The organism is Actinoallomurus soli (assembly GCF_024055715.1).
Lineage (GTDB): Bacteria > Actinomycetota > Actinomycetes > Streptosporangiales > Streptosporangiaceae > Actinoallomurus > Actinoallomurus soli.
This window is the reverse complement of the sequence record NZ_JAMXMV010000004.1, coordinates 178,666-201,112: the sequence shown is the minus strand read 5'-3', so window position 1 is coordinate 201,112 and position 22,447 is coordinate 178,666. Positions and strand designations below refer to the sequence as shown.

Genomic DNA, 22,447 nt, shown 5'->3' with positions numbered 1-22,447 from the left:
ATGAGCCGGATGACCCAGACCCCGCCCTCGCCGGGGAAGCAGATGCTCTCCGAGCAGGTCTACGAGCACCTGCGGAACGCGATCATGCGGGGGGACTACGCCCCCGGCGACGCCCTCAAGCCGCAGGACCTCGCGAAGGAGCAGGGAGTGAGCCTGGCCATCGTGCGCGAGGCGCTCGTGCGGGTGGTCGGCGAGGGGCTCGCCGACCGGCTGCCCAACCGCGGCTTCGCCGTTCCGGCGTTCTCCGACCGCCGGTGGCAGGAGATCGCGGAGGCCCGCCGGTCCATCGAACCGGTCGTGCTGCGCCTGTCCATCGAGCGCGGTGACGTCGACTGGGAGGCCCGCGTCCGCGCCGCCCACCACCGGCTGGCCCGTACTCCGGCGTACGTGCCCGAGGAGGGCGAGCACTACAGCAGCGCCTGGTCCGAGGCCCACCGGCTCTTCCATCGCACCCTGCTGGAGGGGTGCGGCAACCCCGTCCTGCTGGAGACCTTCGACCGGCTGTGGACCGCGAGCGAGTTGGCCCGCCGCTGGTCGGCGCAGCGCAACCCCGGCCGGGACACGATCGCCGAGCACCGCCGGCTCGAGGAGGCGGCGCTGGCCCGTGACGCCGACACCGCGGCCGAGGTGCTGGCCCACCACCTCACTCTGACCGCCACCGGACTGACCGGCCGTATCGGCGGAGCACCTGCCGGGGAGGCCTGACGCGCCTCCCCGGCCTGGCCGGGCCCTACCCGGTGCGTGATGTGATGGGCGGGTGGATCTGCGGGAGATGCGGGCGTTCGTCGTGGTCGTGGAGGAGGGCGGTCTGTCGGCCGCCGCGCGGCGGCTGCATGTGAGCCAGCCCGCGCTGTCGCAGACGATGAACACCCTGGAACGGCGGCTCGGCCTGCGGCTGCTGGAGCGCGGGAACACCGGCGTGCGGGCCACCGAGGCGGGTATGACGCTGCTGGCCGAGGCGCGCGCGGTGCTGGCGCGTCATGATCAGGCGATGGCCGCGGTCGCCAGGCACGCCGCCGACGGGGGAGGCCTCGTGCGGATCGGGATCCCGCTCGAACTTCCCTCAGACCTGCTCTCCGGGCCGCTCGCCGGCCTTACCGCCGCCTATCCGGGGACAAGGGTGCAGGCCCGCCACATGTCCACCACGGACCAGTTCGCGGCCCTGCGGGCGGGTGAAATAGACGTCGGACTGGTACGGGAACACCCGATCGGCCAAGATCTGGACGCCATGCTGGTCGTCGAGGAGCGGCTGGGCGTCGTCCTGGCCGCCGAAGCGGCCGCGAGAATCGCCGGACCCGACGGGATCCGGTTGGAGGAGCTCGCGGGGCTGGACTGGGTCGGATTCCCCCGCTCCGGGAGCCCCGCTTGGTACGACGAGCTCACCGCGATCCTGCGCAGCCATGGCCTGGATCTGGGAATCCCGCCGCCGGAGGGGCAGGAGCTGATCGCCGAGGTGAAGCTGGCCGCGGTGACGGCGGGCGGTGCCTTCGCGCTCGCGCCGCCCGGATGGGACCGGCCGCTGCCCGACGCGGTCACCTGGTCGCCGCTCGCCGGGCATCCGATCGTGCGGCGTACCTGGGCGGTGTGGCCCGCCACCTCCCACCGGCGTGACCTGGCCCGGCTGCTCGCCGGTCTGGAGTACCGCGGGCTCCAGTAGGTGGGCTGATGGCGGCCATAAGGCGCTCGACTGGCGCGGTGGGAAACCTTCGGTGCCGCCGTTCCTTACACCCACGTGCCGGGATCGACCCGGCCTCGCGGAAGCAGCAGGAGTGGGTGGAGACCATGTCGGAACTGCAGGGAAAGTCGGCGCTGGTGACCGGTGGGAACAGCGGCATCGGCCGGGCGGCCGCGATCGCGCTCGCCGAGCGGGGCACGCGCGTAGTGATCGCCGGGCGTGACGCGGCCCGTGGAGAAGAGGTGGTACGGGAGATCCGCGCGTCCGGTGGGGAGGCCCACTTCGTGGCCTCGGACCTGCGCGACGAGGCATCCGCCCGGTCGCTGGCGGCGCGGGCCAGGGACCTGGTCGGCCGCGTCGACATCCTCGTCAACAACGCCGGCGTCTTCCCCTTCGGTCCGACCCATGAGTCGACGGAGGGGGACTTCGACGCCGTGTTCGCGCTGAACGTCAAGGCGCCGTACTTCCTCGTCGCCGAGCTGGCTCCGGACATGGCGAAGCGCGGCGACGGCGCGATCGTGAACGTCACCACGATGGTCGCCGAGTTCGGTGCGGCGGGGATGGGCCTGTACGGAGCGAGCAAGGCCGCGCTGCGACTGCTCACCAAGTCCTGGGCCGCGGAGTACGGCCCGGCGGGCGTCCGCGTCAACGCGGTGAGCCCCGGTCCCACCCGCACCGAGGGCACCGCCGGTATGGGCGAGGGCCTCGACCGCCTGGCAGCCGCCGCTCCGGCCGGCCGTCCGGCCACGGCCCAGGAGATCGCCGAGGCGATCGTCTTCCTGGCCGGCGACCGGTCGAGCTTCGTCCACGGCGCTGTTCTCCCCGTCGACGGTGGCCGCGTCGCGGTCTGAGATTACGAGCATCCGGCGGCCCGTTCCACCTCCTGACGAGCGGGCCGCCGCTTTGCCGTTCGCGGCGGAGACCCGGTAGAACGATCAAGCCGCTGTGGGCCGGTCCATGCTGGTCGGCGGCTTGGCGGAGGGGAATCGGGCCGGAAACATCTCGTTCGCTTTCCGTTCACCAAAAATGGGGACCATATACCTCATGAGCGTTGAAGCAGGGCATTTCGCCCGATCCGTGGACGGGCTGCCAGAGGATCGGTTCCTTGATCGGGAGGAGAGCTGGCTCCGGTTCAACCAGCGCGTCCTGGACCTGGCCGCCGATCCGTCACTGCCCCTGCTCGAACGCGTACGGTTCCTGTCGATCTTCGCGACCAACCTGGACGAGTTCTTCATGGTCCGGGTCGCCGGGCTGACCCGGCGCATGGCCACCGGCATCGCCGTCCAGAGCGCCAGCGGCCGCCAGCCCCGCGAGGTCCTCGCGCACACCTCCGAGGTCGCCCGCGACCTGATGCTGGAGCACGCCGCGCTCTTCCACGAGGAGATCCTCCCGGCCCTCGCCAAGGAGGGGATCGAGGTCCTGCGCTGGGACGAGCTCGCCGACACCGAGAAGGAGAGCCTGAACCGCCTGTTCCGGCGGCGGATCTACCCGGTGCTGACGCCGCTGGTCGTCGACCCGGCACACCCCTTCCCGTACATCTCCGGGCAGTCCCTCAACCTGGCGGTGCTGGTCCGCGACCCGGACATCGGCACGACCATGTTCGCCCGCGTCAAGGTGCCGCCGGTGCTGCCGAGGTTCCTGGAGGCGTCGCCGTCGCGGTTCGTGCCGCTGGAGGACGTGATCGCCGAGAACCTCCCGGAGCTGTTCACCGGGACCGAGATCCTCGAGCACCACGCGTTCCGGGTCACCCGCAACCAGGACCTGGAGGTCGACGAGGACATCGCCGAGAACCTCCTGCAGGCCCTCGAACGCGAGCTGCTGCGCCGCAGGTTCGGGCCCGTCGTACGGCTGGAGGTCGAGGAGTCGATCACCCCCGAGGTCCTCGAACTGCTGATGACCGAGCTGGAGGTCGACGAGCGCGCGGTGTACCGCGTCCCCGGCCCGCTCGACCTCGGCGGCATGGCCGCCATCGCCGACCTCGACCGCAGCGAGCTGAAGTACCCGCCGTTCGTGCCGTCCGAGGCGGCGCTGCCGCACGACACCGACATCTTCGCCACCCTGCGCGACCACGACGTCCTCGTCCAGCATCCGTACGACTCGTTCACCACGAGCGTCGAGCGCCTCATCGAGGACGCCGCCGGCGACCCGCAGGTCCTGGCGATCAAGCAGACGCTGTACCGGACCAGCGGCGACTCGCCGATCATCGACGCGCTCATCGACGCCGCCGAGGCGGGTAAGCAGGTCGTCGTGGTCGTCGAGATCAAGGCACGGTTCGACGAGCAGGCCAACATCACGTGGGCGCGCAAGCTGGAGCGCGCCGGCTGCCACGTGGTGTACGGCTTCGTCGGCCTCAAGACCCACTGCAAGGTCGCGCTGGTGGTCCGGCAGGAGTCCGACGGGTCGCTGCGCCGCTACTGCCACATCGGCACCGGCAACTACAACCCCAAGACCGCCCGGATCTATGAGGACTACGGTCTGCTGACCGCCGACCCCGAGGTCGGCCAGGACGTCAGCGCCCTGTTCAACCACCTGACCGGCTACTCGCGGGACACCGACTACCGGCGGCTCCTCGTCGCCCCCGACTCCCTGCGCGCCGGGCTGGTCGAGCGCATCGAGCGGGAGATCGAGCACCATGAGGAGGGCCGGCCCGCCCGTATCCGGTTCAAGTGCAACGCCCTCGTCGACGAGGTGCTCATCGACGCGCTGTACCGGGCCTCGCGGGAGGGTGTGCCGATCGACGTCTGGGTGCGCGGAATCTGCGCGCTGCGCCCCGGCGTGCCCGGCATGTCGGAGACGATCCAGGTCCGCAGCGTCCTCGGCCGGTTCCTGGAGCACTCGCGGGTGTACGCCTTCGAGAACGGCGGGAACCACGAGGTCTGGATCGGCAGCGCCGACCTCATGCACCGCAACCTGGACCGCCGGGTCGAGACGCTGGTGCGCGTCACCGACCCGGCCCACTGCGCGGACCTCGTCGGCCGCTTCGACCTCGCGATGGGCTCGGACACCAAGTGCTGGGTCCTCGGCGAGAACGGCGTGTGGACGCGGCACGAGGGAGACATCGACGTGCAGACCCACCTGATGCGGGCACGCCGCTGGAGGACCGTTGACTCCTGACCCCCCGGGGACGATCCGTGCCGCCGGCGCGGTGCTGTGGCGGCCCGGCCCGGACGGCCGCCCGCTCGTCGCCCTGATCCACCGTCCCCGGTACGACGACTGGTCCTTCCCCAAGGGCAAGGTCGACCGCGGCGAGCACGTCGTACGCGCCGCGGCCCGCGAGGTCTGGGAGGAGACCGGCGTCTGGCCGGTCCTCGGCCGCAGGCTGTCCACGATCCGGTACGAGGCGCGGGGCCGGCCCAAACGGGTCGACTACTGGACGGCCACCGGGGACGAGGGCCGGTTCGTCCCCGGCGATGAGGTCGACCGGATCGAGTGGCTCCCGCTCGGCGAGGCGGACCGGTGGCTCAGCTACGACCACGACCGTGACGTGCTGCGGGAGTTCGCCGCCGGTCCGCCCCGCACCACGCCGTACGTCGTCCTCCGGCACGCCACGGCCGGACAGAAGCGGGACTGGGAGGAGGACGACCTGCTGCGCCCCCTCGACCAGGAGGGACGCGCGCAGGCGCAGCGCCTCGACGACGTCCTGATCTGTTACGGGCCCGCCCGGGTGATCAGCTCGGCGACGGCCCGCTGCCTGGAGACGGTCCTGCCCTACGCCGCCCGTACCGCCGCGGACGTCCGTACCGACTGGGCGGTCACCGTCGGCACGGCCAAGGCCCCGGGCGACCGGCTCGCCGAGCTCCTCGCCGACGGCGTCCCCGCCGTGATCTGCACCCACGGCGAGCTCGTGCCCGAGCTCATCGCCCGCGCCTGCGAGGAACTCGGGGCCCCGCCCCCGGAGGATCCCCGGCTCCCGAAGGGCGGCTTCTGGGTCGTCCAGGTCGCCGACCGGGCCCTCGCCTCCCTCGAACGCCACACCTGCTGACCCCGGATCACCCGCGCCTGCGCGGAACCAGCAGCACGGGGACCAGTGTGACGGCCAGGAGCACGGCCGCCCACCAGAACGTGCCGGTGAACGCCGAGGTGAGCTGGACGGGGGTCCGCGCGGTGCGGTGGGCGGCGGCCTCCCTGAGGTTGCCGGTCGCGCCCGGCACGTGGCCGCGGATCATGATCTGGAGCACGATCGTGAGGATCGCGGTGCCGAACGAGCTGCCGACCCGGACGAGGACGCCGGCGCCGGTCGTCGCGGCGGGCACCGACTCACGCGGAATGCCCTGGTAGGCGGCCGCCATCAGGACCGGGGACACGGCGCCATGCCCCAACCCGATCACCAGCATCACCGCCATCAGCACGAGGCGGCCGGTGGACGGGTCGATCCGGGTCAGGGCCAGCGTGCCGGCCAGCACCAGCGCCACCCCGCCGACCGCGATCCAGCGTGCCCCGTACCGGTCGGTGACCCTCCCCGCCACCGTCATCGTGAGCATCGCGCCGAGGCCGAGCGGCGAGATCAGCCAGCCCGCGGCCATCGGCGACTCGCCCCGTACGACCTGGGAGAACAGCGGCAGCAGCACCGTCAGGCCGAACACCGGAACGCAGTAGACGAACAGCCCGCCGGTCGCGGCGGCGAACGAGCGGTCGCGCAGCAGCCGCACGTCGATCAGCGCGCCCGCGCCCTTGCGCAGCGCGTGCGCCGCGAACGCCGCGACCAGCACGGCACCCGCCCCGAAAGCCGTCAGGAAGCGGGGGTCGGACAGACCCGCGCCCGCACCGGTCCGGGCCAGGCCGTACACGAGCGCGGCCAGGCCGGGGCAGAGCAGCAGCATGCCGAGGAGGTCGAGCGGCGCGCCCGGGTCGCGCTCGGCGTCGCGGGGCATCATGCGCAGCGCGGCGGTGAGCGCCAGCGCGCAGAACGGGAGATTGATGAAGAACAGCCAGCGCCAGCTGACGCTGTCGAGGATCACACCGCCGAGCAGTGGACCGAGCACGGGCGCGAGCATGGCCGGCACCGAGACGATGGTCATCGCCCGACCCATCCGGTCCGGCCCCGCCGCACGCGCCAGCACGGTCTGGCCGATCGGCATGAGCATGCCGCCGCCGACGCCCTGCAGGATCCGGAACGCGATCAGGGCGGGCACCGACCAGGCCAGCCCGCACAGCAGTGAGCCGGAGATGAACAGCACCAGCGAGGTCAGCCACATGGTGCGCGCCCCGAAGCGGCGGACCGACCAGCCGGTGAGCGGGATCGCCATGGACAGGGCCAGGGTGTAGCCGGTCATCACCCACTGGATCGACGACAGCGAGGCGTCGAAGTCCTTGCCGAGGGTGGTGACGGCGACGTTGACGATCGTGGTGTCGAGGATCGTCATGATCGATCCGAGCAGGACCACGATCGCCAGCCGGCGCAGTTCGGGGTCGATGCCGCGCCGGCCGGTGGCGGGGTCGCGGGTGGGTACGGCGGTCATCCGGTCTTCTCCCATGAAGTTTCCGTACGGTGTATCGCTTAACCGTACGCCGTATCGCTCAATCCGTACAGCGTATCGGCGGGAACGTACGCCGTACGGGTACGATCGGGACATGACGATCGACGGGGACCGGCCGTCCGCAGTGCCTGAGCGCTACCAGCGCGCCGGCGACCGCAAGCGCGCCGCCGACCCGGTGTGGTCCCGCCCCCGCGGCGGGCGCCGGCCCAAGCTCAGCCGGGAGGCGATCGTGGCGGCCGCCATCACGATCGCCGACGCCGAGGGGCTGGACGCGGTGTCGATCCGGCGCGTCGCGAGCGAACTCGGCGTGCGCGCGATGAGCCTCTACACGCACATCGACGCCAAAGAGGACCTCCTCGACCTGATGTACGACGAGGTGGCCGCCGAGGTGCTGATCGAGGGGGAGCTGCCCGGCGACTGGCGCGAGGCGTTCCGGTGGATCGCCGCCCGGGAACGGGAGGCCGGACTGCGGCACCCGTGGGTCTTCCAGCTGGCGGGACGTTCACCGCGGGTCGGACCCAACGGGCTCCTGCACGCCGAGCAGTCCTTCGCCGCCGCGAGCCGGCTCACCGACGACCCCCGCGCGATGCGGGCCATCGTCACGGCCATCGACCACTACCTGCTCGGCTACACGCTCCGCGCGCAGCACAACCGGGAACGTGAGGCGGCCGGCCTGGGCGGCATCGAGGAACAGCCGTACGTGCGCAGTCTCCTGGCCGAGGGACGGTTCCCGCATCTGAAACCGGTCCTGGACGCGGGAATCCCCGCCCAAGAGGACTTCGAGCAGGGCCTGACCTGGATCCTCGACGGCATCGAACGCGAGTACGGCCAGAGCCGCTAGCGGCCGCGGGAGAGGCCGGCCCGATCGCGGCGTCGCCGGGCGATCAGGGCGTACCGCTCGTCGGTCACGGGACCGCCCCACAGGTCCGAGTCGCCACTGAGAGGCTCGATTCGCAGGTCGGTGACGAGGGGACGTATGACGGCGGCCAGGTCGTGCGCGCCGATTCCGCCGTTCCATGGCAGGAGCTCCGCTCCGCTCACGTACGGCGTCCCACGCTGTCCCGACTCACGCCACCGGCCCTCGACCAGGACCAGCCGGCCACCGGGCCGCAGCCGCTCCGCCCACTCACCCAGCGCGGCCTCGGGATCGGGAAGGGTCCACACCAGGTGGCGCGACAACACGACGTCGAAGACCTCGTCGCCGGTCGGCGGCGAGGTCGCGTCACCCACGAGAAACCGGCCCGGCAGTCCGGCGGCCTCCAGCTTTCCGCGGGCCCGCGCGACCATCGTCGGCGCCAGGTCGACGCCCGTCACGCGATGCCCGGCCTGCGCGAGCAGCAGGGACAGCGAGCCGGTCCCGCACCCGACGTCGAGGACGCCGACCGGAGCGGGCGGCATCCAGGCGTCCAGCAGACGCGCCCACGCCGCGCGGGTCCGTTCATCCCCCAGCCCGTGATCCGGCTCGTCGTCGAAGGCCGGCGCGGCGGCGTCCCAGTAGTCGGCGATCGCGGTGCTGTCGTCCCTCATGACCGGCATCCTCGCAGTGCGGTCCGACAGGTCTCGGGCGCGGCGTCGCCGGCTCAGCGCCGAGGGTTCTGGTGCCGTGAGCGACGACGATCCTCGGCGCTGATGGCGGCTTGAGGACGCGCGGAGGAGGGGCGTCAGTCCACCATGCGTTCGTACAGTTCGTCGTCGGCGAAGTCTTCGAAGTCCATGTTGCCGAGGCCGAGGTTCGTGCTGATCTCGACGGCCGCGTTGGGCAGCAGGCGGAACTGCGTGACGAATTCCTCCTCGTCCTCCTCGAAGGGTTCACCGTCCCATTCGGTCGAAACGGCCAGGAGCGGATGACCCGTGCCGCGCATCGTGGTGCTGTCGGCGATGAAGATCGCTCCCGGCCGGCTCGGACCGGGTAGTGCCGCGCGAACGCCTTTCAGCACGCGCTCGGTGGAGGCATCGGCGTACCTGGGGTCGCCGATGAGGTAGGGAGTCACCGGATCGTCATCCATCCACGGCGTACGCAGTTGCTCGACCACCCGGTCCCAGGCGTCATCGTCGGTGAAGTCGGTGCGGACCACCAAGGGGGACATGCCGTCGTACCCTTCGACCGCCGGGAACGATTCGGCCGGCTCGGCCGCAGGCGTCGCGGATGGTGACGGCGCCGGTACCAGGACCCCGCCGAGCAGCGGGCCGCCGAGCTCGGCGGCGCTGGGAACCACCCCGGACACGCGGAATACCAGCTCGTGGCGGTGCAGGTCGTGCGCGAGGTCGTCCAGTGCGGCGGCGACGTCCGGCACCTTCGTCCCCTTGCGACGGCGAGGCTCGTCCCGCACCTCGGCCACGAGCCTGCCGTTCTGATGAAGACTGAAGGTCCCGCCGTACCCCTCCCCGCCGGACGGTTGGTGGAGGGCCACCACCGAGGTCGAGGGTGCCAGCGCCGCCACCGGCAGGGTGGGGTCGTCGCCGACCAGGAGAACGTCCGGACCCACGGCGATCGCCGCCACCACCTTCCCCTCGTCCGGATGTGCGGTGTCCCGGTCCCGCTGGAGCCGGTGCCACGTGGTCGGCGTCATCGAGCCCGGCGCGACGCCGGTGCGCTCGAGTACGTCCTGCGGGGTGCTCTCCCTCACCACCGCGACGCAGTAGCCGCGACCCTCGCCCACCAGAGCGCCGAACCAGGCGGCCAGGTCGTCGTTCTGCGGTATCGCCGGCTCCCGCACCGGCGCCACCCGGCTCCAGCGATCGGCGGAGGCCCAGACGACGGCCCCGGTGTCGTCACGGAGCTCCGCCGCGCCGCGCACGACGACGAGCTCGGCGCCCGGCCCGGCGATCTGTTCCACCACGGCGCCGCCCAGGGTCCGCAAGCGCAGGAACCCGTCGTCGTCGAGCGCCAGGACGGTCTCCTGCTCGGGGAACCTGTCCCAGTGCGAGGTCCGTCCCCGCATGATGACGAACACCACGCGACCGTCGTGGCACAGCACGGTCGACCCGTCGTCGCTGGTCAGCGACTGTCCGTACAGGCTCTCGCCTCGGCGCATCCTCGACCCCCGGGCCACCGCGCGGTGACCGGTCCCCGCGGCCGCCGACACCTGGGGGATACCCGAACTCCACACGACGGCCCCGTTCGCGTCGATCAGGGCCAGCTCACCGCTGTCCCGCATCTCCAGCCGCCGCACACCCAGCCACGCCGTGCCGGTGCTCCACACCCGGTTGCCGTGGTGGTCCCAGGCCACGAGATCTCCGTCGGGCCCCAGGCATACCTGACTCGATTCCGGCGAGTCGCCGACCCACGCCCACTCCCGCGTGACGTTGTCCCGTACGGCCAAGGACGGCTCGTACACCGAGTGCCGCACCGTGAACCGCCCCGACGGCGAGGTCAAGGACTCCATCGACAGGCTGCCGCCGAGCGGCAACCATGATCCTCCCGGCTGCCATCCCCGCCACTCGGCCGGGCGGTCCCCGCGGGCTCGGGGCGCGGGCGCACTCCCGTTCGAAGGCGCCGGGGTGTCCTCGGGCGGCGACTCCGACGCCTGCGCGACGCGTACGCCCCGGTAGGCGACGGGGGCGTGGCCTTCATGTTGGCGGTAGCCGACGAATCCGGCGCCGGCGTCGGCCAGGAGCCGGACGGCTTGGAGCTGCAGGTGCGGGGAGCCGTTGTTGCCGGTGATGTCGAGACGATAGTGGGCATAGGGTCCGGGCTCGGCGATCCGGTACGTCCTGGACTGGTGCCGCCGGGTGAACGACTCACCCGAGCGAACATCGAGCGTTCGCCACACGGCCCCGTCCGCCGAGCCGCGCAGGGTCCATGCGGCCGGGTCGCGGTCAGGTGCGTCATCGGCAGAGGTGAGAACGTATCGATCCACCGCGATCGGCCGGGACAGCTCGAATCCCAGGGACGCACGGTCGTGCGGTGCGAACCATTTGCCGGCCGACGCGTCCGTCAGGTTCTCGGCCACCTCGCCCGCGTCGCGATGTTCGGCACTGGCCCACACGACGCTCACCAGATCGGTGACGTCCGCGTTGCCGGAGGGACTCACCGAACGCAGCGCGACCGAACAGGCAAGGCCCGAGCGCTCGCGCCAGGCCGCCCACCGTACAGGCGTGTCGCCGCCGTCATCGATCAGCACCCGTAGCCGTCCCGCCGGCTGCCGGCCTCCCGGCTCCTCGACCTCCGTTTCGAACTCGTACCCACGAGCACCGCCGACCTCCTCCGGGTACTCTCGCCGGTCATCGAGTTCGCCCCGCACCTGCACCACGTCACCGGCGGGAGTGCGGCGATGGCCGTAACAGCTCACCATGTCCGGGGAGAAGCCCACTGCGGACTGCGCGCCGTCCTCGGTGCCCCAGTGCAGGTGCGCCGGCACCACACTCTCACCGTCGCTTATATGCACGAGCAACCGCGAAGCCGGCAGCCACTCCACGGAGTCCCCCGCGCGCCGCCACATACGGAATGCGAACACGGAACCTTCAACCACCATGCGCTCCCGCCTTCCAGTCGTCATTCGGCCGCCGAGACTCCCGCGGGGGCTCACGGCCGCCCACCGGCACCGTGAGCGGGGCCGCCGAGGAAGGGTCACGGGTGCGAGGCGTCGGTGCCGGCCGGTACGTCTACTCCGGTCTGATATCGCATCCTCGCAACCAGGACCGACAAGTCTTGGGCACGTCGACGGTCCGCCTGGGACGGCGCTCGCCGATACGCTCGGGCGATGCCGAACTCCCGTGGTCCGGCCCGGCTCCGCGAGCCGGCCGCACCCAGGCTCCCACGTCGACTGACGGGTACCGCCGTCTCTGCGCGACCGCTCGCAGACGACCAGGTCCTGGTATCCCTGGACCTGCACGGCAGCGGCTGGGCCGGGATACAGGCCGAGGACGTGGAGGTGAACGGGTGCCGGTTCACCGTCGTGTTCACCGACTGCCGCGCGAACCTGGCCCGGTTCCGGATGTCGACACTGCGGGATGTGGTCTTCCGCGACTGAGACCTCACGGAGGCCGGCTTCCAGGCCGCCACGCTCAACGGCGTCCTGTTCGAGAACTACCGCCTGACCGGTGCTCAATTCTCCCAAGTGAAGATCGTCGACGCCCGATTCAAGGATTGTGACCTGTCAGGCGTCGGGGGCGTCGGGGATCTTCGTGGTGCCACCGTGTCGGCCGCCGATGCGCAGAGCCTCGTATGGGCGATGGCGTCGGCGTTCGGCATCAGGATCGAGGACCGGTAACGGCCGTCTGCCGACGGCCGGGGCGGACCATCACCTCGCGGGGCATCCTCCGCAGGGGCTCTCATGAGAAGGCGGTGACGTGCTCGGCGAGGAAGGTGCGCAGGCTGCGCGGCGGGATCCCGGTGACGGATGCCACGTCGTCGGACAGCCACTCCGCATCGCCTTCGGCGATCAGGCCGAACACCTGGGCGTTGGAGGTCGCGACGGCCTCGGGGACTCCTGCCCGGATCATCGCCTCGCGGTGCTCGTCCGGAGAGATCCGGCGGTACTCGATCTCCCGTCCGAGCGCGTGCGTCAACTCCTTCGCGACGTCCGCATAGGTGAGCAGTTCGGGGCCGGTCAGCAGGTAGGCCCGGCCCGCGTGCTCCCCGGGTGCCGCGGCGATCGCCGCGGCGGTGGCGCCGACGTCGCGGGCGTCGACCATCCCGAACCGGCCGTCCCCGGCCGACATCGTGAATCCGCCCGTCTGCTTGATCATCGGTGCGACGGCGAGGAGGTTCTGCATGAAGAGGTTGGGAGCGAGCAGCGTGTACGCGAGTCCGGTCGCCTTCAGGTGGGCCTCGATCCGCGCATGGTCACGCCGGCGGTCGACCGGTGAGTCGACCGTCGCCTTGTGATTTGTGATCTTGACGATGTGCGTCACCCCGTGGCGGAGGGCGCTGTCGATGACCGCGATCTCCTGAACCGGCCAGGACGGAGTGACGAGCACGACGGTGTCGATGCCGCGCATGGCCGCGTCGAGCGTGGCGGGACGGTCGAGATCCCCCACGGCGATCTCGACGCCCGCCGCGCCGCCGTATGGCGCGCGGGCCGGATCGCGGACCAGTGCCCGTGTGGGGCGGTGCTGCGCGGCGAGCAGCCGGACCGCTTCGGATCCGACCTTGCCGGTCGCTCCGGTGACCAAGATCATGACGTGTTCCTTCGGGCGGTGTCTGCGAGCGAGTCCGATCCTCCAGGCTTTGGTTTCCGCTGTGAAGAAGGCACCGTTCGGATATATAGGTACCTGATGGATACCAAGCGGCAGCACGCCTACGCGAAGGATTGCCCATCCCGCACCGTGGTCGACGTGCTGGCCAACAAGTGGGTGCTCTACGTGCTCGGCCTGCTGCGCCAGTATGAGCGGCCGCTGCGCTTCACCGAGTTGCGCCGCCACATCGAGGGAGTGACCCAGAAGTCCCTGACCCAGGCGCTGCGCAACCTCGAACGCGACGGCCTGATCAGCCGCACCGTCTACCCGACCGTCCCGCCGCGCGTGGAGTACGCCCTCACCGACCTCGGCGTCGAGGCCGGCGCCCTCACCGGCGCGATCGCCGACTGGTCAAAGGCCAACGCCCCCCGCGTGCTGAGGGCACGCGCGGCTTACGACGGGCGAGCGCCCGGCGCCGAGGGTGTCGGTGCCGTCGGCGACGACGATCCTCGGCGCTGACGGCCGTTCTCGTGGACGGCGCCTTCGTTCGGCGCCGTCCCCGCGTGCGACTTCTCGGCTCAGGAGTCGGGGAAGAGCCAGAGATCCTGGGCGGCGGCGGCGCGGACGAACTCGGCCAGCGCCTCGATGCCCTTCAACGGGACGGTCGTGCCCTCGTCGAGCGCCACCTCGTCCGTGCCGGAGCCGCGGGCGTCGGTCAGCCACTGGTCGAGGCGACCGGCCAGGTCGCGGACCTGCGCCGGGTCGAGCAGCTCGTACAGGTTGAACCCGAGCGTGCCGTTGACCCACTCCCGGTACACCTGGCCGCGGAACCCGGTGAAGTCGCCGTCGGAGGGCCAGAAGAGGCCCTCGGGGAAGCCCCGGGGGACGTCCTCGAACGGATCGAGGTCCGCGGGCCCCTCCCACTCCCAGGTCACGGGTGTCCGCAGTGTGTCGTGGCCCTTCACCGCCGGGTCTCCCGGGCGGACCGCATAGACATCGAGTCCCATACCGCTGATCGTCGCACATTGTGACCAGGTGTGCCGATAAATGACACGGTCAGCGGACCGGTCTGCGGGCGGTGAGGTCGGCGCGGTCGGCGGCGGCCTGGCCGGACAGCCAGCCCGCCCGGTCGGAGACGCTCATCCGGCGGCCGGTGATCTGGGGGAACATCGCGGTCATCGCGTCCTCGACGGCCCGGTCGCGCGCGGCGAGGACCGGGAGGAGGTCCGTGCCGGGCGTCTCGGCGGCGACCCGGTGCTCGGCCGCGCCGGCGGCCTCGGCGAGGCGTTCGCCGATCCGGACGCCGTAGGACGCCAGGAACGCCCGGCGGAAGGCGCGGGTACGGGCGCGGTCGCCCGTCTCGTGGGCGAGCGCCGACGTGGCCTGGACCAGCAGGGACGCGAAGAGCAGTTCGACCGCGTCCAGGTCGGCCGGGAAGCCCAGCACGGTGCAGAAGCCGAGCGCCCTGGTCCAGGCGGCGCGGCACCGGTTGGCGTCGGCGACGGCGCCCAGCAGCAGGGCCTTCGCCGAGGCGTACGGGTCGTCGATCGGCACCCGGCGGCCGACGGGGCCGTCACCGGTCCGGCCGGTCCGCGCGGCGAGGAGCGCGTGGTCGAGGCTGTGCCGGGCCATCAGCTCCTGGGCCCGTGCGGTCAGCGCCTCCGCCTCCTCGGGGAACTCGGTCGACTCGGCCTTGGCCAGCAGCGCCTGGACCTTGGCGAGGACGCGCCGGTCGGCGCGGGCGCCGCTGGGGGAGGGGCGAGTGTCACCGGAGGACGGGCGGGTGTCACCGGCGGAGGGCCGGGTGTGGCCGGGCGGCGGGCAGAGGATCTCGAGGCGGGGCAGCGCCCGCAGGAGGGCGGTCAGGCGGGAGACGCAGTCGGCGGCCGTGGCGTGGTCGGTGCCGTTGCGGGCCGCCCACTCGGTCAGGTACGTGTCGTCCCGCCGCCACCAGGCGACGGCCCCGAGCGCCGTCAGCTGGTCGCGCCACCGCTCGTCCACGGTCGCCGCCGCGTACGCGCGCATCTCGGCCGCGATCGCGTCGGTCATCATCCGGCCGGCCCGCTTCCCGTGCGTACGGGCCGCGTGGCGCACGAGGTCGGCCGGCTGCCAGCCCAGCCGCCATGCCGCCGTTACCGCGCCGGTCACGGCGTCCGGCAGCGCGCGGTCCGCTCCGGGTGCCTCCCGGGGCGGCCGGCTCACTCGTCCGGAGGCTCGGCGTAACGCTGGAGGTACAGCGGCTCGCCGAGCTTCTCCAGGAGCTCCAGCTCCGTCTCCAGGTAGTCGATGTGCTCCTCCTCGTCCGCGAGGATCTCCTCGAAGATCCGGGCGGACGTGACGTCGCCGCGCGAGCGCATCAGCTCGATGCCGGGGCGCAGGCGCTCGACCGCCTCGATCTCGACGGCGAGGTCCGCGCGGAGCTGCTCGGGCACGCTCTGGCCGATGCGCAGCGGGTTCAGGCGCTGGTAGTTCGGCAGGCCCTCGAGGAACAGGATGCGGTCGGTGAGGCGTTCGGCGTGCCGCATCTCGTCGAACGACTCGTCGCGAGTGTGGCTCGCGAGCTTCGTGAACCCCCAGTTCTCCTGCATCTTGGCGTGCAGGAAGTACTGGTTGATCGCGGTGAGCTCGGCGGTGAGCTGCTCGTTCAGCAGCCCGATGATCTCCCTGTCACCTTCCATACTCACCCATCGTGGCATGGCGGTGCGCGGAGGAAGCCGACCGACCCGCCGGTCAGGCCGCCGCGGTGGCGATCGCCTCGCCGGGCTCGGCGGCGGCGTGCTGCTCGATCAGGGCGCGGATCCGGTTGACGCAGGAGCCGCAGCCGGGGCGCATGCCGCACGCCGCGCGGACCTCCTTGGCCGAGCAGGCCCCCGCCTCGACATGATCGCGCACGTCCTCGTCGGTGACGGCGTGGCAGACACATGCGTACATCCGGGGAGAACCTCTCGGTCGATCCATTAGGTAAGGCTCTCCTAAGGTAACGCAGGGTGCGTGACCAGGCAATACGGGGTGGTGGCTCCGTGCCTGTCCCGTGACAAACCGCCATGAAGTTCCGCGTGTGAGGCGATCACGGCAGGGAAGCTCAACCCATGTGACACGCGTATGGCCGGGCGACCCCTACCCCCTCGGCGCCCACTATGACGGCGCCGGCACCAATTTCGCACTGTTCTCCGAAGCGGCCACCCGCGTCGAGCTGTGCCTGTTCGACGACGACGGCGGGGAGACGCGACTCGACCTCCCCGAGAGCTCCGGTTTCGTCTGGCACGGCTACCTTCCGACGGTCGGGCCCGGGCAGCGCTACGGCTACCGGGTCCACGGCACGTACGACCCGGGGAGCGGCCGGCGCTGCAACCCCGGCAAGCTGCTGCTCGACCCGTACGCCAAGGCGGTCGAGGGGGCGGTCGACTGGGACGAGTCGCTGTTCTCCTACCGGTTCGGCGATCCCACCGCCCGCAACGACGACGACAGCGCCCGGCACATGCCGAAGTCCGTGGTGATCAATCCGTACTTCGACTGGATGTCCGACCGCCATCCCCGGACGCCGTACCACGAGACGATCATCTACGAGGCCCACGTCAAGGGCCTGACCAAGCTGAACCCCGACATCCCGGAGGAGCAGCGCGGCACGTACGCCGGGCTGGCCCACCCGTCGATGATCGACTACTTCAGGGACCTCGGCGTGACCGCGGTCGAGCTGATGCCGGTGCACCAGTTCGTCCACGACGACGTCCTGCTGCGGCGGGGCCTGTCGAACTACTGGGGCTACAACACGATCGGCTTCTTCGCCCCGCACAACGGGTACTCCTCGACCGGGCAGCTCGGCGAGCAGGTGCAGGAGTTCAAGCTGATGGTGCGGACCCTGCACGAGGCGGGCATCGAGGTGATCCTCGACGTCGTCTACAACCACACCGCCGAGGGCAACCACCTGGGTCCCACCCTGAGCTTCCGGGGCATCGACAACGCCCACTACTACCGGCTCGTCGACGGCGCGCCGGAGTACTACATGGACACGACCGGCACCGGCAACAGCCTCAACGTCCGCCAGCCGCACGCACTCCAGCTGATCATGGACTCGCTGCGGTACTGGGTGACCGAGATGCACGTGGACGGTTTCCGGTTCGACCTCGCCTCGGCGCTGGCACGGGAGTTCCACTCCGTGGATCGGCTGTCGGCGTTCTTCGACCTCGTCCAGCAGGACCCGATCGTGTCCCGGGTCAAGCTGATCGCCGAACCCTGGGACGTCGGCGAGGGCGGCTACCAGGTCGGCAACTTCCCCGCCCTGTGGACGGAGTGGAACGGCAAGTACCGCGACACCATGCGCGACTACTGGCGGGGCGTGGAGGGCCGGCTGCCGGAGTTCGGCAGCCGCTTCACCGGCTCCAGCGACCTGTACGCCGACGACGGGCGGCACCCGATCGCCTCGGTCAACTTCGTCACGTGCCACGACGGGTTCACGCTGCACGACCTCGTCTCCTACAACGGCAAGCACAACGAGGCGAACGGCGAGGACAACCGCGACGGCGCCGACGACAACCGCTCCTGGAACCACGGCGTGGAGGGCGAGACCGACGACCCGGAGATCATCGCGCTCCGGGAGCGCCAGAAGCGGAACATGCTGACCACGCTCCTGCTGTCCCAGGGCGTGCCGATGATCTCCCACGGCGATGAGGCGGGCCGCACCCAGCGGGGCAACAACAACGTCTACTGCCAGGACAACGAGCTGTCCTGGGTGGACTGGTCCGACTCTGCGGCCAACGAGGTCCTGCGGGAGTTCGTACGGCGGGTCACCGGGCTGCGCCGGGAACACCCGGTGTTCCGGCGGCGCCGCTTCCCGACCGGCGACGGGGACGTCGCCTGGTACTCCACCTCCGGCCGGCCGATGTCCGACGCCGACTGGCAGACCCCGTACGCCAAGGCGGTCACGGTCTTCCTCGACGGCGACCGCATCACCGAGCCGGACCCGCGCGGCGAGCAGATCCACGACGACTCGTTCCTCCTGTTGTTCAACGCGGCGGATTCCGACCTGGACTTCGTGTTGCCCGATACCGGCGGAGGGATGTGGACCGGCGTGCTCGACACGGCGACCCCGATCGAGGTGTACGAGGACCACGAGCGGCCGGTGCACCGCTCCGGCGACAAGGTCGCGGTCGAGGCCCGCTCCATGCAGGTGCTGCGTCGTGTCTAGGCGGCCGACCGGAACGTACCGGTTGCAGCTGCGCAGGGGCTTCGGGTTCGCCGAGGCCGGGGAGCTGGCCGGCTACCTCGCGGCGCTCGGCGTCTCGCACGTGTACCTGTCGCCGATCCTGCAGGCGACCCCCGGCTCCGCGCACGGCTACGACGTCGTCGACCACGCGCGGATCTCCGACGACCTCGGCGGCGAGGAGGGCTTCCGCGCGATGGCGGCCCGGATGCGCGCGCACGGTCTGTCGATCATCGTGGACGTCGTGCCGAACCACATGGCCGTTCCCGCGCCGGAGACGCTGAACCGGCAGTTCTGGGACGTCATGCGGCAGGGGCCGGACTCCCCGTACGCCCGGTGGTTCGACATCGACTGGTCGGAGGGCGCCGTCGTGGTGCCGGTGCTGGGCTCGCCCGACGACGAGCCGCAGCCGGACGGCGACGTGCTGCGCTACCACGACCACGTCTTCCCGCGCGAGGGCCGCTACCGCCCGGCGTACTGGCGCGAACCCGACCTGAACTACCGCCGCTTCTTCGACATCTCCTCCCTGATCGGGCTGCGCGTCGAGGACCCGGAGGTCTTCGACGCGACGCACGCCGTGCTCCTGCGGCTGGTGGACGAGGGCCTTATCGAGGGCCTGCGCATCGACCACCCGGACGGACTGGCGGACCCGCGCGGGTACCTGCGGCGGCTGGAGCGGCCGCGCGGCTGGGTGCTCGTCGAGAAGATCCTCACCGGCGACGAGCCGCTGCCCGCCGACTGGCCCTGCGCGGGCACGACCGGGTACGACGCGCTCGGCATGGTCGGCGGCCTGTTCGTCGACCCGGCGGGGGAGAAGCCGCTGACCGAGGCGTACAGCGCGCTGACCGGCGGCCCCGCCGACTTCACCGAGGTCGAGCGCGCGGCGCGGCGATTCGCCGCCGACCGGATCCTCGTCCCGGAGGTGCGCCGCCTGACCGCGCTGCTGACCCGGATCCTGCCGGACGAGGACCCCGGCGCGCTGCGGGAGGTCCTGGTCGAGCTGCTGGTCGCGATGCCGGTCTACCGGGCCTACATGGTGCCCGGCGAGGAGCCGCCGGCCCAGGCCCTGGAGATCGTCGCCCAGGCGGCCGCCGAGGCCCGCGCCGTCCTCCCGGACGGTGGGCTGCTCGACAAGGTCATCCCGCTCGTCCTGGGGCTGGGCGGCCGGGACGAGACGCGGGACGAGTTCGTCGTACGGTTCCAGCAGACGTCCGCGCCGATGACCGCCAAGGGGGTCGAGGACACCGCCTTCTACCGCTGGTCGCGGCTGGCCGCCCTGAACGAGGTCGGCGGCGACCCGGCGCGGTTCGCGGTCTCGCCGGAGGACTTCCACGCCTACTGCGCGCGGATCGCCGCCGACTGGCCGCGGACCATGACCACGCTGTCGACGCACGACACCAAGCGGCAGGAGGACGTACGGGCCCGGCTGGCCGTCCTGTCCGAGCTGCCGGACGAGTGGGTCGCCGCCGTCGGCCGCTGGCGGTCACGGGCGCCGGAGAGCCCGTTGGAGGCCGACCTGGACTACCTGATGTGGCAGACGATCGTCGGGGCGTGGCCGCTGCCGCCCGACCGGCTCCGGGAGTACCTCACCAAGGCGATGCGCGAGGCGAAGACCCGCACGTCCTGGACCGACGGCGACCCGGCGTACGAGGAGGCGGTGCTGGCCCACGCCGACGCGGTGCTGTCCGACCCGACGCTGACCGCGGACGTCGAGCGGTTCGTCCGGCGGATCGCCCCGTACGCCCGCGTGAACTCGCTCGGCCAGAAGCTGGTGCAGCTCGCCATGCCGGGCGTGCCGGACGTGTACCAGGGCTGCGAGCTGACCGGCCTGTCCCTCGTCGACCCGGACAACCGGCGCCCGGTCGACTACGCCCACCGCCGCGAACTGCTCGCCGACCTGGACGCCGGAACCACCCCGGCCGACCTCGACGGCGAGAAGCTCCTCCTGACGTCCCGCCTGCTCCGGCTGCGGGAGCGGCACCCCGACTGGTTCGACGGCCGGTACGAGCCGGTGCCCGCGACCGGCTCCGCCGCCGGGCACGCCGTCGCGTTCCGGCGCGGTGGCGCCGTGATCGTCGTGACGAGGCTGGCCGCCGGGCTGGAGCGCCGCGGCGGCTGGGCCGACACCCACCTCGACCTGCCCGGCGGTCCCTGGCACGACGTCCTCACCGACCAGTCCTACCCCTCCGGCCTGGAGCTCAGCGGGGTCCTCCGCCTCCTCCCGGTCGCCGTCCTGATCGAGGCCGAATGAGGTACGAGGTGTGGGCGCCGGCCGCCGAGACCGTCGAGGTGGAGACCGGCGGGTCCCGGCACGCGATGACGCGCGCCGACCGCCCCGGCTGGTGGACGGCGGACGTCGGGGCCGAGGGCGGTGAGCAGGACTACGGCTTCGTGCTGGACGGCGATGGACCGTTCCCGGACCCGCGTTCGCCCTGGCAGCCGCACGGCGTGCACGGGCTGAGCCGCACATACGACCACGGGCGTTTCCCGTGGTCCGACGAGGGCTGGCGGGGACGGCCCCTGCGGGGGTCGGTCCTGTACGAGCTGCACGTCGGAACCTTCACCCCCGAGGGCACGTTCGACGCCGCCATCGAGCGCCTCGACCACCTCGTCGACCTCGGCGTCGACGCCGTCGAGCTGCTGCCGGTGGCGGCCTTCCCCGGGCGGCACGGCTGGGGGTACGACGGCGTCCACCTGTGGGCGGTGCACGACCCGTACGGCGGCCCGGACGGACTGAAGCGGTTCGTGGACGCGGCCCACCGGCGCGGCCTCGCGGTCGTCCTCGACGTCGTCTACAACCACCTGGGCCCGAGCGGCAACTACCTCGGCCGTTTCGGCCCGTACTTCACCGACGCCCACCAGACGCCCTGGGGCCCGGCGGTCAACGTCGACCAGGCCGGCTCCGACGAGGTCCGCGCGTACATCGTCGGCAACGCGCTGATGTGGCTGCGCGACCACCACATCGACGGGCTGCGGCTCGACGCCGTCCACGCCATCCGGGACCAGCGCGCCCTGCACCTCCTGGAGGAGCTGGCCGGGGCCGTGTCCCGGCTGAGCGCGGCGACGGGCCGGGAGATGTTCCTCATCGCCGAGTCCGACCTGAACGATCCCCGCCTGGTCACCTCGCGGGAGGCGGGCGGATACGGCCTGGACGCGCAGTGGAGCGACGACTTCCACCACGCCCTGCACACCCTGCTCACCGGCGAGCGGCAGGGCTACTACGCCGACTTCGGCACCCCCGAGGTGCTGGCCAAGACGCTGACCCGGGTGTTCCTGCACGACGGGACGTGGTCGTCGTTCCGCGGCCGCACGCACGGGCGGCCGGTCGACACGCACCGTACGCCGGGCCACCGCTTCCTCGGCTTCCTGCAGAACCACGACCAGGTCGGCAACCGCGCCACCGGCGACCGGATCTCCGCGAGCCTGTCCCCGGGCCTGCGCAAGGTCGGCGCGGCCCTCCTGCTGACCGCGCCGTTCACGCCGATGCTCTTCATGGGCGAGGAGTGGGGCGCCGGCAGCCCGTGGCGATACTTCAGCGACCACCAGGAGCCCGACCTGGCCCGCGCCGTCAGCGAGGGCCGCCGCCGGGAGTTCGCCGACCACGGGTGGGCCTCGGAGGACGTCCCCGACCCGCAGGACCCCGAGACCTACCGCGCCTCGATCCTGAACTGGAGCGAGCTCGACGAGCCGGACCATCGGGACCTGTACGCGTGGTACCGCGACCTGATCGCGCTCCGGCGGGCCGAGCCCGAGCTGACCGACCCGCGGCTCACCGAGGTCGCGGTCGAGTACGGCGAGACCTGGCTCGTCATCCACCGCGGCCCGCTCCGGATCGCCGCCAACCTGGGCCCGGACTCGCTGCCGCTGCCGGAGGGCGACGTGCTCCTCGCCTCCTCCACCGAGGCGGCCGAGGGCAGGCTCCCGGGCGAGTCCATCGCGATCCTGCGAACGCCCGGTCAGGCCCGCACGTGACCG

Annotated in this window: 19 protein-coding genes and 1 pseudogene; 12 read left to right on the top strand and 8 right to left on the bottom strand. The window is 71.8% G+C overall.

Annotated elements, in window-relative coordinates; translation table 11 throughout:
- The 5 genes from NDW01_RS12795 (at nt 1) to NDW01_RS12775 (ending at nt 5,657) form a co-directional block, all read left to right on the top strand.
- Nucleotides 1–705 (top strand): GntR family transcriptional regulator, encoded by a 705-nt coding sequence (locus NDW01_RS12795; RefSeq protein ID WP_252820160.1) that lies wholly within the window; start codon nt 1–3, stop codon nt 703–705.
- A 52-nt stretch (nt 706–757) separates the two neighbouring features.
- Nucleotides 758–1,657 (top strand): LysR family transcriptional regulator, encoded by a 900-nt coding sequence (locus NDW01_RS12790; RefSeq protein WP_252820158.1) that lies wholly within the window; start codon nt 758–760, stop codon nt 1,655–1,657.
- Nucleotides 1,658–1,782: 125 nt separating this feature from the next.
- Complete coding sequence (locus NDW01_RS12785) at nt 1,783–2,526, top strand: SDR family NAD(P)-dependent oxidoreductase (RefSeq protein WP_252820156.1); 744 nt, start codon at nt 1,783–1,785, stop codon at nt 2,524–2,526.
- 193 nt (nt 2,527–2,719) lie between these two features.
- Complete coding sequence (locus NDW01_RS12780; protein WP_252820154.1) at nt 2,720–4,789, top strand: RNA degradosome polyphosphate kinase; 2,070 nt, start codon at nt 2,720–2,722, stop codon at nt 4,787–4,789.
- Nucleotides 4,779–5,657, top strand: a complete 879-nt coding sequence (locus NDW01_RS12775) for an NUDIX hydrolase (RefSeq protein WP_252820152.1) — start codon at nt 4,779–4,781, stop codon at nt 5,655–5,657. Before NDW01_RS12780 ends, NDW01_RS12775 begins: the two co-directional genes overlap by 11 nt.
- Before the next feature lie 7 nt (nt 5,658–5,664).
- Here the strand turns inward: NDW01_RS12775 and NDW01_RS12770 are convergent, their stop codons facing one another.
- On the bottom strand, nt 5,665–7,134 hold the full coding sequence (locus NDW01_RS12770) for an MDR family MFS transporter (RefSeq protein WP_252820150.1): 1,470 nt from the start codon (nt 7,132–7,134) through the stop codon (nt 5,665–5,667).
- A 112-nt stretch (nt 7,135–7,246) separates the two neighbouring features.
- Here NDW01_RS12770 and NDW01_RS12765 point away from each other — a divergent pair, with 112 nt between their 5' ends.
- Nucleotides 7,247–7,993 carry a TetR/AcrR family transcriptional regulator C-terminal domain-containing protein gene (locus tag NDW01_RS12765; protein ID WP_252820149.1) on the top strand — a complete coding sequence of 249 codons (747 nt, stop codon included), beginning with the start codon at nt 7,247–7,249 and terminating at the stop codon, nt 7,991–7,993.
- On the opposite strand, the gene NDW01_RS12760 is transcribed toward NDW01_RS12765, so the two are convergent.
- Both NDW01_RS12760 and NDW01_RS12755 read right to left on the bottom strand, forming a co-directional pair.
- Nucleotides 7,990–8,679: a class I SAM-dependent methyltransferase gene (locus NDW01_RS12760; RefSeq protein WP_252820147.1), complete on the bottom strand. Its 690-nt coding sequence runs from the start codon at nt 8,677–8,679 to the stop codon at nt 7,990–7,992. The two genes, NDW01_RS12765 and NDW01_RS12760, sit on opposite strands and share 4 nt — an antisense overlap.
- 134 nt (nt 8,680–8,813) lie before the next feature.
- Entirely contained in the window at nt 8,814–11,609 is a 2,796-nt protein-coding gene (locus NDW01_RS12755) for a DUF6924 domain-containing protein (protein WP_252820145.1), read from the bottom strand.
- A 246-nt stretch (nt 11,610–11,855) separates the two neighbouring features.
- Between NDW01_RS12755 and NDW01_RS12750 the strand changes: the two genes are divergently transcribed.
- Together NDW01_RS12750 and NDW01_RS12745 are read left to right on the top strand one after the other, a co-directional pair.
- A complete protein-coding gene (locus tag NDW01_RS12750) occupies nt 11,856–12,125 on the top strand; it encodes a pentapeptide repeat-containing protein (RefSeq protein ID WP_252820143.1) in 270 nt (89 codons plus the stop codon).
- 30 nt (nt 12,126–12,155) lie between these two features.
- Nucleotides 12,156–12,365 (top strand): annotated as a pseudogene (locus tag NDW01_RS12745) (pentapeptide repeat-containing protein); the annotation flags it as partial.
- A gap of 61 nt (nt 12,366–12,426) precedes the next feature.
- Here the strand turns inward: NDW01_RS12745 and NDW01_RS12740 are convergent.
- A complete protein-coding gene (locus tag NDW01_RS12740; protein WP_252820139.1) occupies nt 12,427–13,275 on the bottom strand; it encodes an SDR family oxidoreductase in 849 nt (282 codons plus the stop codon).
- A 96-nt stretch (nt 13,276–13,371) separates the two neighbouring features.
- Between NDW01_RS12740 and NDW01_RS12735 the strand changes: the two genes are divergently transcribed.
- Complete coding sequence (locus NDW01_RS12735; RefSeq protein WP_252820137.1) at nt 13,372–13,791, top strand: winged helix-turn-helix transcriptional regulator; 420 nt, start codon at nt 13,372–13,374, stop codon at nt 13,789–13,791.
- 59 nt (nt 13,792–13,850) lie between these two features.
- Here NDW01_RS12735 and NDW01_RS12730 read toward each other — a convergent pair whose 3' ends face one another.
- The 4 genes from NDW01_RS12730 to NDW01_RS12715 are packed head-to-tail and all read right to left on the bottom strand — an operon-like array spanning nt 13,851 to nt 16,203.
- A complete protein-coding gene (locus tag NDW01_RS12730; RefSeq protein ID WP_252820135.1) occupies nt 13,851–14,279 on the bottom strand; it encodes a hypothetical protein in 429 nt (142 codons plus the stop codon).
- A 49-nt stretch (nt 14,280–14,328) separates the two neighbouring features.
- On the bottom strand, nt 14,329–15,474 hold the full coding sequence (locus tag NDW01_RS12725) for a DUF2786 domain-containing protein (RefSeq protein ID WP_252820133.1): 1,146 nt from the start codon (nt 15,472–15,474) through the stop codon (nt 14,329–14,331).
- On the bottom strand, nt 15,471–15,950 hold the full coding sequence (gene bfr, locus NDW01_RS12720; protein ID WP_252785285.1) for a bacterioferritin: 480 nt from the start codon (nt 15,948–15,950) through the stop codon (nt 15,471–15,473). The genes NDW01_RS12725 and bfr overlap by 4 nt, the downstream gene beginning before the upstream one ends.
- 52 nt (nt 15,951–16,002) lie before the next feature.
- Nucleotides 16,003–16,203: a (2Fe-2S)-binding protein gene (locus NDW01_RS12715; protein WP_252785286.1), complete on the bottom strand. Its 201-nt coding sequence runs from the start codon at nt 16,201–16,203 to the stop codon at nt 16,003–16,005.
- 160 nt (nt 16,204–16,363) lie between these two features.
- Between NDW01_RS12715 and glgX the strand changes: the two genes are divergently transcribed.
- The 3 genes from glgX to treZ are packed head-to-tail and all read left to right on the top strand — an operon-like array spanning nt 16,364 to nt 22,444.
- A complete protein-coding gene (gene glgX, locus NDW01_RS12710; protein WP_252820131.1) occupies nt 16,364–18,457 on the top strand; it encodes a glycogen debranching protein GlgX in 2,094 nt (697 codons plus the stop codon).
- A complete protein-coding gene (treY, locus tag NDW01_RS12705) occupies nt 18,450–20,723 on the top strand; it encodes a malto-oligosyltrehalose synthase (protein ID WP_252820129.1) in 2,274 nt (757 codons plus the stop codon). The genes glgX and treY overlap by 8 nt, the downstream gene beginning before the upstream one ends.
- The gene (gene treZ, locus NDW01_RS12700) at nt 20,720–22,444 is read left to right on the top strand and encodes a malto-oligosyltrehalose trehalohydrolase (RefSeq protein WP_252820127.1); all 1,725 of its coding nucleotides are present in this window, start codon (nt 20,720–20,722) and stop codon (nt 22,442–22,444) included. Before treY ends, treZ begins: the two co-directional genes overlap by 4 nt.
- The last annotated feature ends 3 nt before the right edge of the window (nt 22,445–22,447 follow it).

What these genes read in the sequence shown, in the direction of transcription:
- NDW01_RS12795 (WP_252820160.1), top strand. Translation starts at nt 1, where the DNA reads ATGAGCCGGATGACCCAGACCCCGCCCTCGCCGGGGAAGCAGATGCTC.
- NDW01_RS12785 (WP_252820156.1), top strand. Translation starts at nt 1,783, where the DNA reads ATGTCGGAACTGCAGGGAAAGTCGGCGCTGGTGACCGGTGGGAACAGC.
- NDW01_RS12780 (WP_252820154.1), top strand. Translation starts at nt 2,720, where the DNA reads ATGAGCGTTGAAGCAGGGCATTTCGCCCGATCCGTGGACGGGCTGCCA.
- NDW01_RS12770 (WP_252820150.1), bottom strand. Translation starts at nt 7,134, where the DNA reads ATGACCGCCGTACCCACCCGCGACCCCGCCACCGGCCGGCGCGGCATC.
- NDW01_RS12765 (WP_252820149.1), top strand. Translation starts at nt 7,247, where the DNA reads ATGACGATCGACGGGGACCGGCCGTCCGCAGTGCCTGAGCGCTACCAG.
- NDW01_RS12760 (WP_252820147.1), bottom strand. Translation starts at nt 8,679, where the DNA reads ATGAGGGACGACAGCACCGCGATCGCCGACTACTGGGACGCCGCCGCG.
- NDW01_RS12750 (WP_252820143.1), top strand. Translation starts at nt 11,856, where the DNA reads ATGCCGAACTCCCGTGGTCCGGCCCGGCTCCGCGAGCCGGCCGCACCC.
- NDW01_RS12740 (WP_252820139.1), bottom strand. Translation starts at nt 13,275, where the DNA reads ATGATCTTGGTCACCGGAGCGACCGGCAAGGTCGGATCCGAAGCGGTC.
- NDW01_RS12735 (WP_252820137.1), top strand. Translation starts at nt 13,372, where the DNA reads ATGGATACCAAGCGGCAGCACGCCTACGCGAAGGATTGCCCATCCCGC.
- NDW01_RS12730 (WP_252820135.1), bottom strand. Translation starts at nt 14,279, where the DNA reads ATGGGACTCGATGTCTATGCGGTCCGCCCGGGAGACCCGGCGGTGAAG.
- bfr (WP_252785285.1), bottom strand. Translation starts at nt 15,950, where the DNA reads ATGGAAGGTGACAGGGAGATCATCGGGCTGCTGAACGAGCAGCTCACC.
- NDW01_RS12715 (WP_252785286.1), bottom strand. Translation starts at nt 16,203, where the DNA reads ATGTACGCATGTGTCTGCCACGCCGTCACCGACGAGGACGTGCGCGAT.
- treZ (WP_252820127.1), top strand. Translation starts at nt 20,720, where the DNA reads ATGAGGTACGAGGTGTGGGCGCCGGCCGCCGAGACCGTCGAGGTGGAG.